The following is a 15,375-nucleotide window of genomic DNA, read 5'->3' on the forward strand; positions in this document are numbered from 1 at the left end:
TGCACGGCAACCGGCACGTGAGCACGTCACCCTGGATCAGCGTTAACGGTCCTTCGCCGGACCCCGGTCCGGTGTTGCGAGCCCGTACATCAGCGCCAGCCGATCCAGGCATTCCTTGAGGCGCCGCGCGAAATAGTCCTGCCAGCGCTGCGTGCACAATCCACGCCGCTGCCCAACCTGCTCCATGGTCATGCCGAGGATCAGGACGTCGTGCACCAGCGCCGAACCGTCGGCGCCGAGCTCGTGTTCCGCACGATTCAAGCGCAGCGTCGCCTGGCGCTGCCCCTCCGTGATCGGCTCACGTTGCTGACCGCCATCAACATACTCCCGCGTCGTGTCTACCGCGCGCGGGCCACGCTCGGCCTTCTCCCAGTCATTCTGGAAAGCCCGACCGCTCCGATATTGTGTGTCGTCGATCTGCCGGTGTGCATGCAACCGGCCGAGCGGATCGTTGCGGATCGAGCGAAACGCGATGATCTTATTGCCCGGCTCGAGTGCCAGGGGATCGTCGACCGCGACGGTCGTCACCTCGGCATTGAAGGGCAGATCCTGGGAGCGACGATCATGCGTTCCAGCGGGATCGTACGGTTTCCGGCCCTTTGTGCGCGGCATTGGCAAGCTCCAAAAATGAGTCGTGGGAGCGCGCGGCATCTCCCGCGCGGTTGCGGTAGTGGGATCGACATGCGTCGGTCGGATGACAGCCTCAGCTGGCCGCGATGGCTTGAAGCCAGGCGTCGTTCAGTACAGGTCTCACCGAGGCGTCGGGATCGCGGCTCAAGTGGAAATGCGGGGCGCAGTAGCTCGAGCCCGGTCGGCGCGGATGACCACAGAAGGTCATGGCTTCGTCCTCGGCATCCCCGCCATAAGGATAACGGCAGTCTCCGGGTTGGAGATCAAGCAACGAGAGGTGCCGTGGCGCGACTGCCGCGCAGCGAAGCCGGGGCATCTCCACCATTTCGGTGAAAATCCTTGGACAGCGAAGCAGATTGAGCTTCGGCTCGGCCCTCCGGTCACACGGCCACCCGCGGAGTTCAGGCAAGGATGGTTTCGGTGGATCGAGGTGACCCGGCAGGGTCGGCTCGGGCCGATCGAGGCCCGCCAGTCCCATGCGCTGCGCCCGGCTCAGCGCCGCGTTGCGGGTATAGGCCGTATTGAAGGTTGCGTTGATCGTGTCAGCTATTTCCGAATAGGACAAGCCGCGGGCGCGCAGGTCCTGCAGGGCAGCCGAATGCTCCGGCAGCCAGTTCATCATTTCCATTCCAAATTCCCATTTCTGTCATTCTGCCGGCGCCTTGCATAACTTCCGATATTCCGAACAAAAAGTCAAGCTTGAATTCTGATAATCGTAACGGTAGTAATGTATCCGGGTTTGGAGAGGATGAAACATGCTGGACGCGGCGCTGATTGAACGAGCACTGGAAAAGACGGGTAAGAGCAAAGGCGGGCTGGCCCGCGCGATGGGGGTTCGGGCCGGCGCGGTGTCCGAAATCCTGTCGGGAATACGACTGATCAAGGCATCGGAGATCGCCCCGATCATGGAGTATCTGGAGCTGAACTCGGTGCCGATCGTGGGCCGGGTCGGCGCCGGCGCTTCTATCCAGCCGGAGCTGGAGCAGGTGCCGCCGGAAGGTCTCGGGGAAATCGAGCTTCCTTTCCCGATGACGGAGGAGACCGTTGCTTTCGAGGTTTCGGGCGATTCGATGCTGCCGAAATACGAGAACGGCGATGTGATCGTGGTCTATCGCGAGCAGCGCTATCCGCTGTCGAGCTTCTACGGAGAGGAAGCTGCGGTCCGGCTGAAGAGCGGCGAGCGCTACCTGAAGACGATCGAACGCGGCAGCTCTTCTGGCACCGTCAATCTCAAGAGCTTCAATGCCAAGCCGATCAACGGCGTCAAGCTCGAATGGATCGGCGAGATCTGCGTCACCCTGCCCCGTGGCCAGATCGAGCGGCTGCGCGGCAAGACGGCGGCGAAGGGGCGGAAATCCGCACCCAAGGGCGGCCGATCGTCCGAGAAGTAGCGCTCCTTCTGGACCCGCCCGGACCGATTCGGCGCCACTGCACCGAATCGGTCTGGGCCGTCGAGCTTGAATTCCGATTATCGGCAATTTCTCTTGACATAATTCCGATTATCGGAAATAATGGTCGGTGTCAGTCAACGCACCGAACCACCAGGCATGCAGTATTTCGTCGTGATGATCGACTATGGCGGCCGCGAGGCGATCGTCGACCCCGAACTGACGCGGCGCGAGGTCGTCTCGCGGATCGCGTCGGGGGAATATACGAACGTCAGCTTTATTCACGAGATCGCCGGATGCTCGGTTGAGGATGTCACGGACGACATCCTCTCCGAGGCCGCCCTACCCGAGATCCCCCTCACCGGCGCGGAGCTGCAAGCCAAAACGCTGGATCACATCCGCGACCGGCGGAAGCACGAACCGGTGTGACGGCACTCACGTGGTGATTGCGAAAACGTGATCTTTCTTGCGCCGGCCACTTGGCCGGACCCCGAAACGGACTAGATAGGGTTCACGCAGAGTCTATTCGGACCAGGCGTGGGTTCCCATTAGATTAGCGAATCGTTTTCTCGGGCCGGCAGCTTTCAGCTTCAAATGACTTCGACAACAAACGCCGAGATCGCGAGAGCCGATGGCGATCTCCGGATCGCGCTGCTGCTTGGCGTCGCAAACTGGTTCCTCTTCCTCGACCATATTCCGCATAACTTCGTCAGCGCGCTAACCATGCGCAATTTCGGCTTTAGCGGCGCGACCGACCTTTTTGTGTTCGTCGGCGGCTACGCGGTGACGCTCTTCTACGCAAGGATGACGCTGGAGCGCGGATTCCTGGTGGCGGCAACCCGCATCTTCAAGCGGGTATGGCAGCTCTATGCCGCCTATATCGTTCTGTTCGTGATCTATGTCGAGTTGATCAGCTATGTCGCCGCGCGCACCGCGGCGCCCGAGATCATCAGCGAATTCAACATCACCGGCTTTATCGACCACCCGGTCCGGACGCTGATCTACGGCTTGTTCCTGCAGGCCAAACCGCTCAATCTCGACGTGTTGCAACTCATCATCGCACTGATGGCATTCCAGCCGATCGTCGTCTTCGGACTGCTGTACGTCCCGAACGTGACGCTTCTTGCATCCGTCACACTTTACGCGGCCGCCCGCGTACTCGACTGGAACCTGACATCCTATCCGTATGGGGCCTGGTATCTCAATCCGTTCTGCTGGCAATTGCCGTTCGTCATGGGCGGTTGGCTCGCGCTCATCGGCACGCGCTATGCCCCTGCGATCCGCGCGATGCAGGCCAGTTCCGCGCTGCGCGCGACAGCGCTGCTCTATCTGCTGTTCGCGTTGACGATTGCTTCCAGCAGCGAAATCCCGGCACTCGCCCAGATGATGCCAAGCGGATTGAGCGACGTTCTGCTGCAGAACGACCGCGAGGATGTCGCCCCTCACCGTATCCTGCACTTCCTGACCCTGACATTCCTGTTCACCTGGTTGGTGCCGCGCGACTGGGAGCACCTGCGATCATACGCCTTGCAGCCGATCATCAAATGCGGCGAGGAGTGGCTGGCCGTGTTCTGCGCGGGCGTGTTCCTCTCCTTCGCTGCGCACCTCATTCTGATTACCGGCCCGTACTCGCTGGCAAGGCAGGTCGCGGTCAGCCTCGCCGGCATCGCGGCGATGACGGCCGTTGCCTACTACGTCTCGTGGTCGAAGCAACAGGACAGCAAATCGACCGTCGGCGTTCATTCCTGAACCCGACGGTCTAATCGATGAGCTGTGCATGCCTTAGCCGCGTCTCGCTGTCGTGCAACATTGCGGTATCGAGCCCGCCTGCTGCCGCTGCACCGGTCGCGCAGGCGAACATGCGGTAGAACTGCAAGCCGTCATAGGCGACCAGCAACAGGTCGACGCCCGCATTCAAGGCCTCCACGACCGCCGTGCAGACGTCGTGCTGATAGATCGCGCCCATCACCAGATCATCCGTCATGACGATGCCCTGATAGTTCCAGGTCTTCCGGATCAGCCCGTCGACGACCGCCTTGGAATGCGACGCCGGCCGTCCGGGGTCGAGCGCACTCACCGCCACATGCCCGACCATCAGTCGCGCGCCGCTCGTCGACAGCACATCACGGAACGGACGCCAGTCGGTCGCCTCCAGTTCACCGACCGGCGTATCGAGATCGGCATTGAAATGATGGGTGTCAGCGCGCACCCGGCCCAGTCCGGGAAAGTGCTTCACCGTGGCGCTGACGCCCGCAGTCTCGAGGCCATGGATGTAGGCGCCTGCGATCGCGCTCACCGTGGCCGGATCGGCGGAGATCGCACGCTGATTGGTCAGCGTGTTGAAATCGAGCCGATTGCGCTTGGCTTCCGGCCGAAGGTCGAGCACCGGAGCAAAATTGAGGTTGATGCCAAGCGACGCCAACTCACGTCCATGAACCCGCCCGAACTCCTCGGCTCGCGTTCTTCGCTCGTCCGGCGCCAGCTCCGCCAATGTGGCAAGCGCGGGCAGCCTCGTCAGCGGCGGGGCGAGATGCGAGACGATGCCACCTTCCTGATCCGTCGCGACCATCAGTGGCGGCAGCCCCGCAGCTCGCCGCTTGCCCTGCAGTTTGGCGATTTCCGCCTTCAAGTCATCAGCCGTCCTGCCGGCGACATTGCGCCGGGTGACATAGATGCCGGCAATGAACCCCTTCTCCACGAGCGGCGCGACCTCGTCGAACGACCGATAGCCGACGATAAAATGCTGACCGAGTGACCGCGCAAGCACCGGCTCAGTCTGGAGAACAAGATGCCTCCGCACCTCGAACACACCATGCGCGGCCAGCATCGCAGGCGGCGGCAGGCACCACAGGATGACCAAAAGCCTTCCTGCCCAACTCCGCCTGCGCCAGGCGGCGCGGCGGATCAGCATGAATACGATGATAATGCTTGCAACCACGAGGAGAACGTTACCCGGCCCGCGCAGCGGGACCAGATACGGATCGTTGTGGTTGATGCCCGCGAGGACGAAGACCAGGCCCGCGATCCAGAGCAGGAGTGTGCCGATACATTTGCTGACTTGCATTGGACCACGCGCGACTGAAGAGGCCGATCGGCTTCGTCCGTATCAGACGGGATTCACTGGCGCGAGCCGATAAGTCGCACCTGCACGCAATCTGCATAAAAATCCTGAACTCTTGCAGATCCTGTTCCCGGCATTTGCACATGTACGCCTCAAGGTTCGTTCGTGCGGCACTTCGATCCCGAACCCAAGCAAGCGGCTCGAGGCGCCGCGGCCGACACATCCCAGCGATCCTGAGGTCATCATGACAAGCCTTGCGCCACCGGAGATCGAAACCCGATCAGTCGACAACAAGCTTCTCCCGGTCAAAATCGCGGCCACGCTCGCTCTCGCGGCATTGGCCGATTGGTTGTTCTACGACCAGCGTCTCGGGCTTTCCGTCGTCATTTTTGCAGTCGCGCTCGCTTGCGCGTCGTTGTTCGTCAACCTTGGCAATCTCGGCCATCGTCGATTGCTGCTCGCCGGGATGGTCATGCTCGCCGGGCTGCTGCCTGCGATCGAGGAGCTCAACGCGGCTTCACTGGTCATTATTGTCCTCGCGCTCGGCGCCGGACTGATGCTGACGACCAATCATCATCTCGACGGTCTCGCCGCGGGAGCTTCCTCCCTGCTCGATCTCTATCTGGTCGGTCCCTTCAGATTGTTCCGGGATGTGATCAGCGCTTTCAATTGGCCTGCACTCACCAGAGGCTTCACCCTATGGTGCGTGCCATTGGTGCTCGGAAGCCTCTTTATCCTGCTGTTCGTGGCAGCCAACCCATTGCTGGCGAAATGGATCGGCCAGCTGAATCCGGGTGACCCTTCCTCCTATCTCAGCATGGGCCGTGCGCTGTTCTGGATCGCGGCGCTGGCAATGGTGTGGCCTTTCGTCCAGGTCAAATGGCCTAGGAGTGCCGAGCTTGCGGACGACGCGCGCAGATTTGCCACAAACGATCCGCCGCGGACGGCCGATATCACGAGCTTGCTCAGTGCCGGTACGATTCTGCGCTCGCTGATCCTGTTCAACCTGCTGTTTTCGATCCAGACCGTCCTCGATTTGATCTATCTCTGGGGCAACGGGACCCTGCCCGCCGACGTGACCTACGCGTCCTACGCACATCGCGGCGCGTATCCGCTGATCGTCACCGCGCTGCTCGCCGCGGGCTTCGTCCTGGTGACCATGCGGCCGGGTGGCGCCGCCGAGCGGTCGCGCGTGATGCGCGCACTCGTTTATTTCTGGATCGGACAGAATGTACTGCTGGTGATCTCATCGATGCTCCGGCTTGACCTTTACGTTCAGACTTACCTGCTCACCTATTGGCGTATCGCGGCTTTCGTCTGGATGCTGCTTGTCGTGCTCGGCCTGGTCCTGATCCTGGGGCGTATCGTCCTGCAGCGCTCGAACGATTGGCTGATCCGTACCAACCTGCTCGCATTGACGGTCGTCCTCTACGCTTGCTCCTTGATCAACTTTGCCGCCATCATTGGCGACTACAACATCAGCCATAGCCGGGAAGCCTTGGGCAGCGGGGTCAACCTGGATATCGACTATCTGGTCCGGCTCGGACCGCAGGCTCTCCCGGCGATCGATCGGGGGCTCGCGCTCCACGCTTACGATCCCAACCTTGTTTACCGCCGCAATTGCCTTGTAAAAGAGCAGCGCGAGCGTATGACCTCCTGGCGCAGCTGGGGCTTCCGCAACTTGCGGCTTCAGCGCATGCTGGATCGCCAGCAGGACTCCGCCGCAAGCTAGATCGCCTCGTATCCGGAGTGGACCGTGACCAACCGCATTCTTGTCGTCGACGATGACCTCCATATCCGGGAGGTCATCCGCGTCGCCCTCAAGAAGGCGGGTATGAACGTGATCGAGGCACGCGACGGGAAGGAGGCCCTGACCCGGTTTTCCGCCGAGCAACCGGACCTGATCGTGCTCGACATCGGCATGCCGGAATTTGACGGCCTCGATGTCTGCCGGGAGGTCCGCAAATCATCCGACGTGCCGATCTTGTTCCTGTCCGCCCGCGACGATGAGATTGATCGCGTCCTCGGGCTCGAGATCGGCGGCGACGACTATGTGACCAAGCCGTTCAGCCCGCGCGAACTCATCGCGCGGGTCAATGTGATTCTGCGACGGCTGGCACCGCGGCCGGGCCCGCCGGAATCGAGCGCGCTCTTCAAGGGGCAGCTCTCGGTCGACCCCGAGCAGCACGTCGCAACGTTCGCAGGCACGCCGCTGCATCTGACCGCGATCGAGTTTGGCATCCTGCGGGCCTTCCTGACGCGGCCCACCGCGGTATTCAACCGTGAGCAGATCATGAGCGCTGCCTATCAACTCAATATCCAGGTCTCCGACCGCACCATCGATAGCCATATCCGCAACATCAGAGCCAAGCTCGCCGCGGTGAAATGCGACAATGTCATCGAGACCGTGCATGGCGTCGGGTTCAAGCTCGGCAGGTGCGAGCCTCCCGCATGACGTCGTTCCGTGCCCGACAGAAGTGGCGCCCGTCGCTCAGCTTCGTCATCTTTGCCGTGCTCGCCCTGGTCGCCGTGCTCCCCTTGCTCGGGCTGTTCTTCTTCCGGCTCTATGACAACCAGCTCATTCGCCAAACCCAGGCCGAACTGATCGCACAGAGCCGCGTACTGGCCGTGATCTATGCGCGGGACGTGCAGGCGCAGCTTGCCAATGGCATCCCTCTCGGCGCCGCGGTTCCACCCGAGGCGCTTCCGGATCCGGGCGATCAGGTGACACCGATCCGGCCCGAGCTCGATCTTGCCGGCAACGATCTTCTGCGGCGACGGCCCGACGCACTGCCCGCACCCAAGCCGGCAGATCCGGCCCATATTGCTATCGGCGCGCGGCTCATGCCCCTCGTGCTGGAAACCCAAAAGGTGACGCTGGCAGGCTTCCGGATTCTCGACCCGCAGGGCGTCGTCATCGCGGGACGCCAGGAGGTCGGACAATCCCTGGCTCATATTGAAGAGGTGGCGGCGGCGCTGCGCGGCCAGTACAGCGCCGCGTTGCGCATCCGCATCCCCGACAAGCCTCCGCCGCCGATCTATTCGATCAGCCGCGGCGTCGGCGTTCACGTCTTCTCGGCAATGCCCGTTATCGTCAATAACCGGGTTGCCGGCGTGATCTATGCGTCGCGGACGCCGAGCAACATCTTCGAGCATCTCTATCGGGAGCGCGGCAAGTTTTTGCTGGCCGCGATCGTTGTCGTCCTGGCCACGATCGCCATCGGCCTGGTATTCTCACGCACCGTCACGCGGCCGATGCGTGAACTGGTCGACCGCGCCGTGCGGATCGGCCGCGGCGACCGCGATGCATTCAAGCCGCTGGACCATTACGGCACCCGTGAGCTCGCGCAACTCTCCGACAGCTTCTTCGGCATGGCGCAGCAATTGTCGCGCCGCTCCGACTACATCGCCACCTTCTCCGCGCACCTGACGCATGAGTTGAAGTCGCCGCTGACCTCGATCAAGGGCGCTGCCGAGTTGCTTCTGGACTCGCTGCAAAGCAAAACGGCGACACTCACGCGGACCGAGCAGACGAATTTCGTATCGAACATCCTCGGCGATGCCGAGCGCCTGGAGGCCATGAGCCACCGGCTCCGCGAGTTGGCCCGCGCCCAGGGCGTGCCGGAGAACGAGCAGACCCGACTATCAAACATCATCGAGAGCCTGAGGAAACAATTTCCGGCCCTTGCCATCAGCGCCCACGGTTGCCTTGAACGTTCGATCGGCATGTCGACCGAAAAGGCCATGATCGTGTTGGCCCATCTGGCCGACAACGCGATCCGTCACAACGCAAAATCGCTGGCCATTGAGACGGTCGGCGAGACGTCCAGCATCCGGGTCACCGTCGGCAATGACGGCGACCCGATCTCCGAGCCGAATCGCGACAGGATCTTCGATGCGTTCTTCACCACCCGCCGTGATGCGGGCGGCACCGGCATGGGGCTCGCGATCGCGCAAGCCGTGATGGTGAGTCACGGTGGCTCGATCCGCCTGCGGCCGTCCAGTCGGAGCGTCACCTTCGAGCTGGAATTCCCAGCAGTCTGACCGGTGACAGGCCAGTGACCGCCCCGGGCAATTTCCCGCGTGATGGACAAAGTGGATATCGAGATCCCGACGCTTCCCAGGCCCCACTTGCGTTCAGGACGCTCAGCCAAGCGTTTGCTTGACGCGCAATTTTGTTTGTGCGCAGCTGCCTAAAACAACAAGGCTACTCAGGGGCAGGACATATGGGCGGGCTTCGACGGGCGTTGGCCGGTTACGGCTTCCTCATCGCATCGATCAATCTGGCGGCAGCGGCGGAACCGATCAAGCTGCGGGTCGCCGACTCCTTTCCGAAGGGACACTATCTCGTCCGTCTCGTGCTCGAGCCCTGGATGGCCGAAGTCCAGAAGCGCACCAACAACGCGGTGACGTTCGAGCACTATCCGGCCCAGCAGCTCGGCAAGGCCGCCGACATGCTCAAGCTGACGCAAACCGGCGTCGCCGATATCGGCTATGTCGCGCCGGCTTACGTCTCCGACAAGATGCCTGTCTCCGAAGTCGCGATGCTTCCCGGCGCGTTCGAGCATTCCTGCCAGGGTACGCTCGCCTATTGGAAGACCGCGCGGAGCGGCGTGATCGCGCAGCAGGATTATACCGCGAACGGCATCCGCCTGCTGCTCGCGGTGAGCCTGCCGCCCTATCGCATCCTGACCGTGAAGCAGCCGGTCAAGGACACAGCCGACATCAACGGACTGAAGCTGCGATCGACCGGCGGCGCGCAGGACCTCACCTTGCGCGCAATCGGCGCCGTGCCGGTACGCATGGCGGCGCCAGACGCCTATGAGTCGCTGTCACGCGGCACGATGGACGGCCTGCTGTTTCCGCTCGAAAGCGTCGTGGCCTATGGCGCCGACAAGCTCGTGAAACATTCCACCGATGGCTTCGGTTTCGCGAGCTTCGTCGTCGCCTATTCGATCAGCGAGAGCAGCTGGAAGAAACTGTCGCCCGAGATCCAGAAGGCGATGATCGACGTCGCCGAGGAGATCCTGCCGTCTGCCTGCAAGGAAGTGCAGAAGCAGGACAGCGAAACCATGAAGTCGATGGAGGCCGCGGGCGTCCATTTCGACACCCTGCAACCCGACGTGGTCGCAAAGCTCAAGGACCTGACCAAGGGCGTCGGCAAGGCATGGGCCGACGGGCTGGATGCACGCGGCAAGCACGGCAGTGACGCCCTGAAGGAATTCGGCGCTGCCGTTGCGGCGGTGCCGGCCCAGTAACGCCGACGGAGCCATACGTGATCAAGACAAGTCTGAAAGCCCTGACCGCCATCGAGAAGGTGACCTCGGCTATCGCAGCGGCCCTGATGTTTGCAATCATGATCATCGTCTTCTCCGATGTCGTGATGCGCTACGTCTTCAACCGGCCGTTCTCCTGGGCCTATGACCTGATCTCGCTCTATGTGATGGCCGGCGTGTTCTTTCTGTCGCTCTCCGGTACCTACGCGGTGAACGGACATATCAGCGTCGATATCCTGCTGCCGCGCTTCTCAGCGATCATCCAGCGCCTCTGCGTCATCATCTCGAACCTCGTTGGTCTCGCCATCTTCGTTCCGATCACCTGGCTCGGCTACCAGCGCGCACTCGACAACTATGTCTCCAGCGACGTGATGGCGGGTGCGATCCCGTGGCCGACCTGGGCATCCTCGATTTTCGTGCCGATCGGTGCCGGTATCCTCGCACTGCGCCTCGCCGTTCATCTCATCGCCAATACCGCAAGCCTCCTGACCGGCGAGAATCTGCTGCCGCTGCCGGCTATCTCCGGTCATTCGGAGAAGGCTGCCGGAGGTTTCGAATGATCCCGACCTTCATCCTCGCGCTGCTGTTCTTCCTGCTTGCGATCGGAACTCCGGTCGCGTTCGCTATGGCGTTCTCAGGCGGGCTCGGCCTCTATCTGACCGGTGGCCTTCCGATCCTGCTCGGCGTGCTGCAGACCACGCCGCTTTCGGCGGTCACCTCCTACGAGCTGATCACGATCCCGATGTTCCTGTTGATGGCGGACCTCGTGCTGCTGTCCGGCGTCGCCGACGACCTGTTCAAGACCGCGGCGGCCTGGGTCGGGCGTATTCCCGGAGGCCTCGGCATGGCGACCGCGCTCGCCGGCGCGGGTTTCGGCTCGATCTGCGGCACCAGCACGGCCTCCGCCGCGACGCTGTCCTCGACCAGCCTGCCCGCGATGATCCGCCAGGGCTATGAGCCAAAGATGGCGGCCGGTGTCGTCGCGATCTCGGGCACGCTCGCGATGCTGCTGCCGACCTCGGTGGCACTGGTTATCTTCGGCCTGCTTGCCGAGGTGAACATCGGGAAGCTGCTGATCAGCGGCATCATCCCGGCGATCTTCGTTACCATCATCATCATGTCGACGATCTACATCCTCGTGCTGCTCGATCCCTCGCGCGCGCCGACAATCTCGGCGGTGACGTGGTCGGAGCGGTTCAGCCTGCTCTGGCAGGTCAGCCCGATGGTGGTGCTGTTCTCGATCGTTACGGGCACGATCTATCTCGGGATCGCGACCCCGACCGAAGCCTCGGCCTTCGGCGCATTCGGCGCGTTCTGTCTCGCCTGCTGGAAGCGCAAGATCAACCTGACCTCGCTCTATACGACGTTACGGCATGCCGCCCAGGGCACCTGCATGATCGTCCTGATCATCATGTGCGCGCATATCTTCGGCTATTTCTTCACGCTGACGCAGGTGACGCAGAACATCGTCGGCTGGGTCGGCGGGCTCGATGTCTCGCGCTGGATCATCATCACGCTGATACTGTGCGGATACATCGTGCTCGGCTCGTTCATGGATCAGATCGCGATCCTGGTGCTGACGGTTCCGATCGTGCTGCCGCTGATCAAGTCGCTCGGATTCGACCCGATCTGGTTCGGCGTCATCAAGATCGTGACCGCCGAGGTCGGCATGATCACGCCGCCGATCGGATTGAACTGCTTCATCGTGGCGCGCTATGCACATCGCCCCGTGGGCGAGGTGTTCCACGGCACATTCCCGCATTTCATCGCGCACCTGATCGCTATCGCCATTTTCGTGGCATTCCCGGAGATCATCCTCTGGCTGCCGAACCACATGCAACATTGAAGAAGCCGTCGGCCGTGACGGCCAGTTCTGGGAGACCCTTATGAACCTCTATTCCCGCTTGCTCGCCGGCGTCGGCACGGCCCTGCTGGCCGCTTCCACATCGCCGGTCTTCGCCCAGGAGAAGATCACGCTGCGCCTTGCCGACAGCCTGCCGTCGGGCCACGTGATTCATGAGCTCGTCGGCAAGCCATTCTCGGAGCTCGTCACCAAGCTGACCAATGGCCAGGTCACCTTCCAGCATTTCCCGGCCGAGCAGCTCGGCAAGGCCAAGGACATGGCCCAGCTCACCGCGCTCGGCGTCGCCGATGTGTCCTACATCGTGCCGTCCTATTCGTCCGACAAGTTTCCGCTGACGGCCGTCGCCGAACTGCCCGGCATCTTCGACAACGAATGCCAGGGCTCGCTCGCCTTCTACAAGGTCTCGCACAATGGCGGCATCCTGGAGACCAAGGAATTTGCCCCCAACCAGCTTCGACCGCTGGTGACGCTGGCGCTCCCGGCCTATCAGGTGCAGCTTGCAACCAGCCGCGAAATCAAGAGCGCAAAGGACCTTGAGGGCCTCAAGATCCGCACCACCGGCGGCGCGATGGATCTGATGATGCGCTCGATCGGCGGCGTGCCGGTACGGATGGCCGCGCCGGAGATCTATGAATCGCTGACCCGCGGCACGCTCGACGGCTTGATCTTCTCCTTCCAGAGCTCTGCGTCCTACGACTTCGGCAAGCTGTTGAAATCGGGCACCGAGGGCCTGAATTTCGGCACTGCGATCTTCACCTATTCAATAGGTGAACTGAAGTTCAAGTCGCTGCCCGAGAATGTGCGCAAGGCGCTGATCGAAGCCGGCGAGCAGACCACGCACGAGGCCTGCAAGCGGTTCGAGGACGGCGAGAAGGCGGCAGCCGACAAGATCAAGTCGCAGGGCATGAAGGTGATCAACTTCAGCGCCGACGACAAGAAGGTATTCGACACCGCCTTCAAGTCGGTGGCACAGGATTGGGTGAAGGACGTCGACAAGCGCGGCAAGCCGGGCACCGACGTCTTCAAGGCCTTCACCGAAGCGCTGGCCGCCACCCATTGAGCAACGCTCCGACGAGAGACACGCCAACCACGCCGGCAGGCCCGCTCGCCGGCGTCAGGATCATCGACCTCACCAGCGTCATGATGGGGCCCTACGCGACCATGATCCTCGGCGACTACGGCGCCGACGTGATCAAGGTCGAGAGCCCGGATGGCGACGTCATGCGCCACGCCGCCCCGATGCGCCATCCCGGGATGGGCGCGATGTACCTGCAGGGCAACCGCAACAAGCGCTCGATCGTGCTAGACCTGAAGAAGCCGGGCGGCCGCGCTGCGCTGCTGCGGCTGGCCGCCGCGGCCGACGTGTTCGTCCACAATGTCCGTCCCGCGGCGATGGCGCGGCTGAAGCTTGGCGCCGACGATCTTCTCGCGACCAACCCGCAGCTCGTCTATACCAGCCTGCACGGCTTCGGAGAGACCGGCCCCTATGCCGGCCGACCCGCCTATGACGACCTGATCCAGGGACTGACGGCGCTGCCCGCGCTCACCGGCCAGATCACCGGTGAGCCGCGCTACTCGCCGGCCACCATGGCCGACCGCATCGTCGGCCTCAACGCGGTCCATGCCATCCTGGCGGCTCTGTTCCATCGCGAGCGCACCGGCGTGGGACAAGCCATCGAAATCCCGATGTTCGAGACCATGGCGCAGTTCGTGCTCGGCGATCACATGGCCGGCCGCAGCTTTGATCCCCCGATCGGACCGCCCGGATACTCCCGTCTGCTATCGCCCGACCGCCGCCCCTACCAGACCAGCGACGGCTACATCTGCGCGCTGGTCTATTCCGACAAGCAATGGAACGCCTTCTTCGCCAAGATCGGCCTTGCCGAAGAGGCCGACCGCGATCCGCGGCTGAACAGTATCTCGGCCCGCACGCGGAACTACGACTTCGTCTACGACTGGTTCTCGCAGATGATGAAAACCCGCAGCACAGCCGAGTGGATGCGGTTCTTTGAAGAGGCCGATATTCCGCATGCGCGGTTGCACGATCTCGATAGCCTGATCGATGATCCGCATCTCGCCACCGTCGGGCTGATCCAATCGCTGGAGCATCCGACGGAAGGAACGCTACGGGTCGCCGGACCAGCCGCGACCTGGAGCCGTACACCGCCATCGATCCGGGCCTATCCGCCGAACCTCGGCGAACATGGCCACGAGATCCTGCGCGAGGCAGGACTTGCGGATGCGGAGATTGCCACCCTCCTCAAGGAGGGCGCGCTGATCGAGCCCAGTTCGTCCTGACTATTTCCTACGTGACGCCAGAATCTTCTCGGCGGCGCGCAGATGCGGCTTGTCCAGCATCTTGCCATCCATCTTGGCGACCCCGGACGGATTATCGGCGAACGCGGCGATCACCCGCTCCGACCAGGCGATCTCCTCATCGGTCGGCATGAAGGCCGCGTTGACGACATCGACATGCTTGGGATGGATCACGGCCTTGGCCAGGAAGCCGTCCTGCCGCGCCGAGATCGCCTCGGCCCTCAGCGCGTCGAGATCGTTGATGTCGGTGGCGATGGTGTCGATCGCAACCACGCCGGCCGCGGCCGCGCCGATCAGGCAGAGATCGCGGGCGAGAATGAACGGTGAGTGATAGCGGCCATCGGTGCGGTTGCGGGTTGCGCCGAGCGAAGCCGCGAGGTCCTCCGCGCCCCACATCATTCCCCATAGCCGCGGGCTCATGTTCTCGAAGTCGAGGATTTTCAAAACCGCCCGCGCCGTCTCGGTCGCGACCGTGACGACCCGCGTGGTGCCCTGCTCGATACCCGAGGCAGCCTCGAAGGCATCGAGATAGAGCGCGAGCCTGTTGACGTCGACGGCGCCGGCACATTTCGGCAACACGATGCCATCGGGCTTCCCGGGCATCACGGCGGCGAGGTCGCCGAGCGTCAGGTCGGTGTCGAGCGCGTTGACGCGGATATAGAGCTTCTGGTCCGGATTGCGCGCATCAAGCATCTGCCGCGTGATCTCGCGCGCAACCACTTTCTGGTCCGGTGCTATGGAATCCTCGAGATCGAGGATCAGGGCATCGGCCGCGGTCTTCTTCGCACTCTCATATTTCCGGGTGCTGTCGCCGGGAACGAACAGGAACGATCGCATCGC

General features: G+C 62.6%; 15 protein-coding genes. 11 read left to right on the top strand and 4 right to left on the bottom strand.

Translation table 11 applies throughout. The annotated features are described in order from the left end of the window. Positions 1-42: 42 nt before the first annotated feature. A complete protein-coding gene (locus tag CK489_RS35705; protein ID WP_095735569.1) occupies positions 43-612 on the bottom strand; it encodes a DUF6456 domain-containing protein in 570 nt (189 codons plus the stop codon). A 91-nt stretch (positions 613-703) separates the two neighbouring features. After that, positions 704-1,258: a GcrA family cell cycle regulator gene (locus tag CK489_RS35710; protein ID WP_095735570.1), complete on the bottom strand. Its 555-nt coding sequence runs from the start codon at positions 1,256-1,258 to the stop codon at positions 704-706. 127 nt (positions 1,259-1,385) lie between these two features. Between CK489_RS35710 and CK489_RS35715 the strand changes: the two genes are divergently transcribed. The 3 genes from CK489_RS35715 (at position 1,386) to CK489_RS35725 (ending at position 3,767) form a co-directional block, all read left to right on the top strand. After that, positions 1,386-2,021, top strand: coding sequence for a LexA family transcriptional regulator (locus CK489_RS35715; RefSeq protein WP_050419158.1), 636 nt, complete (start codon positions 1,386-1,388; stop codon positions 2,019-2,021). 156 nt (positions 2,022-2,177) lie between these two features. Next, on the top strand, positions 2,178-2,447 hold the full coding sequence (locus CK489_RS35720; RefSeq protein ID WP_095735571.1) for a hypothetical protein: 270 nt from the start codon (positions 2,178-2,180) through the stop codon (positions 2,445-2,447). Between the two features lie 165 nt (positions 2,448-2,612). Then, positions 2,613-3,767, top strand: a complete 1,155-nt coding sequence (locus CK489_RS35725) for an OpgC domain-containing protein (protein ID WP_095735572.1) — start codon at positions 2,613-2,615, stop codon at positions 3,765-3,767. A 10-nt stretch (positions 3,768-3,777) separates the two neighbouring features. On the opposite strand, the gene CK489_RS35730 is transcribed toward CK489_RS35725, so the two are convergent. After that, positions 3,778-5,082, bottom strand: coding sequence for a glycoside hydrolase family 3 N-terminal domain-containing protein (locus tag CK489_RS35730; protein WP_095735573.1), 1,305 nt, complete (start codon positions 5,080-5,082; stop codon positions 3,778-3,780). A gap of 112 nt (positions 5,083-5,194) precedes the next feature. Here CK489_RS35730 and CK489_RS35735 point away from each other — a divergent pair, with 112 nt between their 5' ends. The 8 genes from CK489_RS35735 to CK489_RS35770 all read left to right on the top strand — a co-directional run bounded on the left by CK489_RS35735 (position 5,195) and on the right by CK489_RS35770 (position 14,517). After that, positions 5,195-6,811 carry a DUF4153 domain-containing protein gene (locus CK489_RS35735; RefSeq protein ID WP_349626974.1) on the top strand — a complete coding sequence of 539 codons (1,617 nt, stop codon included), beginning with the start codon at positions 5,195-5,197 and terminating at the stop codon, positions 6,809-6,811. A gap of 24 nt (positions 6,812-6,835) precedes the next feature. Further along, the gene (locus CK489_RS35740; protein ID WP_050628607.1) at positions 6,836-7,534 is read left to right on the top strand and encodes a response regulator transcription factor; all 699 of its coding nucleotides are present in this window, start codon (positions 6,836-6,838) and stop codon (positions 7,532-7,534) included. Beyond that, positions 7,531-9,123 carry an ATP-binding protein gene (locus CK489_RS35745; protein WP_095735574.1) on the top strand — a complete coding sequence of 531 codons (1,593 nt, stop codon included), beginning with the start codon at positions 7,531-7,533 and terminating at the stop codon, positions 9,121-9,123. Before CK489_RS35740 ends, CK489_RS35745 begins: the two co-directional genes overlap by 4 nt. A gap of 182 nt (positions 9,124-9,305) precedes the next feature. Then, the gene (locus CK489_RS35750; protein WP_095735575.1) at positions 9,306-10,337 is read left to right on the top strand and encodes a TRAP transporter substrate-binding protein; all 1,032 of its coding nucleotides are present in this window, start codon (positions 9,306-9,308) and stop codon (positions 10,335-10,337) included. 17 nt (positions 10,338-10,354) lie between these two features. Next, complete coding sequence (locus tag CK489_RS35755; RefSeq protein ID WP_094193965.1) at positions 10,355-10,915, top strand: TRAP transporter small permease; 561 nt, start codon at positions 10,355-10,357, stop codon at positions 10,913-10,915. Next, positions 10,912-12,201 (top strand): TRAP transporter large permease, encoded by a 1,290-nt coding sequence (locus tag CK489_RS35760; RefSeq protein WP_021080340.1) that lies wholly within the window; start codon positions 10,912-10,914, stop codon positions 12,199-12,201. The genes CK489_RS35755 and CK489_RS35760 overlap by 4 nt, the downstream gene beginning before the upstream one ends. Before the next feature lie 40 nt (positions 12,202-12,241). Further along, on the top strand, positions 12,242-13,279 hold the full coding sequence (locus CK489_RS35765) for a TRAP transporter substrate-binding protein (protein ID WP_095735576.1): 1,038 nt from the start codon (positions 12,242-12,244) through the stop codon (positions 13,277-13,279). Continuing rightward, positions 13,276-14,517, top strand: coding sequence for a CaiB/BaiF CoA transferase family protein (locus CK489_RS35770; RefSeq protein WP_095735577.1), 1,242 nt, complete (start codon positions 13,276-13,278; stop codon positions 14,515-14,517). Before CK489_RS35765 ends, CK489_RS35770 begins: the two co-directional genes overlap by 4 nt. Here the strand turns inward: CK489_RS35770 and CK489_RS35775 are convergent, their stop codons facing one another. Further along, positions 14,518-15,372: an HpcH/HpaI aldolase/citrate lyase family protein gene (locus tag CK489_RS35775; RefSeq protein WP_095735578.1), complete on the bottom strand. Its 855-nt coding sequence runs from the start codon at positions 15,370-15,372 to the stop codon at positions 14,518-14,520. Between the last annotated feature and the right edge of the window lie 3 nt (positions 15,373-15,375).

Source organism: Bradyrhizobium sp. UFLA03-84, assembly GCF_002289535.1.
GTDB classification, from domain to species: domain Bacteria; phylum Pseudomonadota; class Alphaproteobacteria; order Rhizobiales; family Xanthobacteraceae; genus Bradyrhizobium; species Bradyrhizobium viridifuturi.

What these genes read in the sequence shown, in the direction of transcription:
- CK489_RS35705 (WP_095735569.1), bottom strand. Translation starts at nt 612, where the DNA reads ATGCCGCGCACAAAGGGCCGGAAACCGTACGATCCCGCTGGAACGCAT.
- CK489_RS35710 (WP_095735570.1), bottom strand. Translation starts at nt 1,258, where the DNA reads ATGGAAATGATGAACTGGCTGCCGGAGCATTCGGCTGCCCTGCAGGAC.
- CK489_RS35715 (WP_050419158.1), top strand. Translation starts at nt 1,386, where the DNA reads ATGCTGGACGCGGCGCTGATTGAACGAGCACTGGAAAAGACGGGTAAG.
- CK489_RS35720 (WP_095735571.1), top strand. Translation starts at nt 2,178, where the DNA reads ATGCAGTATTTCGTCGTGATGATCGACTATGGCGGCCGCGAGGCGATC.
- CK489_RS35725 (WP_095735572.1), top strand. Translation starts at nt 2,613, where the DNA reads ATGACTTCGACAACAAACGCCGAGATCGCGAGAGCCGATGGCGATCTC.
- CK489_RS35730 (WP_095735573.1), bottom strand. Translation starts at nt 5,082, where the DNA reads ATGCAAGTCAGCAAATGTATCGGCACACTCCTGCTCTGGATCGCGGGC.
- CK489_RS35745 (WP_095735574.1), top strand. Translation starts at nt 7,531, where the DNA reads ATGACGTCGTTCCGTGCCCGACAGAAGTGGCGCCCGTCGCTCAGCTTC.
- CK489_RS35750 (WP_095735575.1), top strand. Translation starts at nt 9,306, where the DNA reads ATGGGCGGGCTTCGACGGGCGTTGGCCGGTTACGGCTTCCTCATCGCA.
- CK489_RS35760 (WP_021080340.1), top strand. Translation starts at nt 10,912, where the DNA reads ATGATCCCGACCTTCATCCTCGCGCTGCTGTTCTTCCTGCTTGCGATC.
- CK489_RS35765 (WP_095735576.1), top strand. Translation starts at nt 12,242, where the DNA reads ATGAACCTCTATTCCCGCTTGCTCGCCGGCGTCGGCACGGCCCTGCTG.
- CK489_RS35775 (WP_095735578.1), bottom strand. Translation starts at nt 15,372, where the DNA reads ATGCGATCGTTCCTGTTCGTTCCCGGCGACAGCACCCGGAAATATGAG.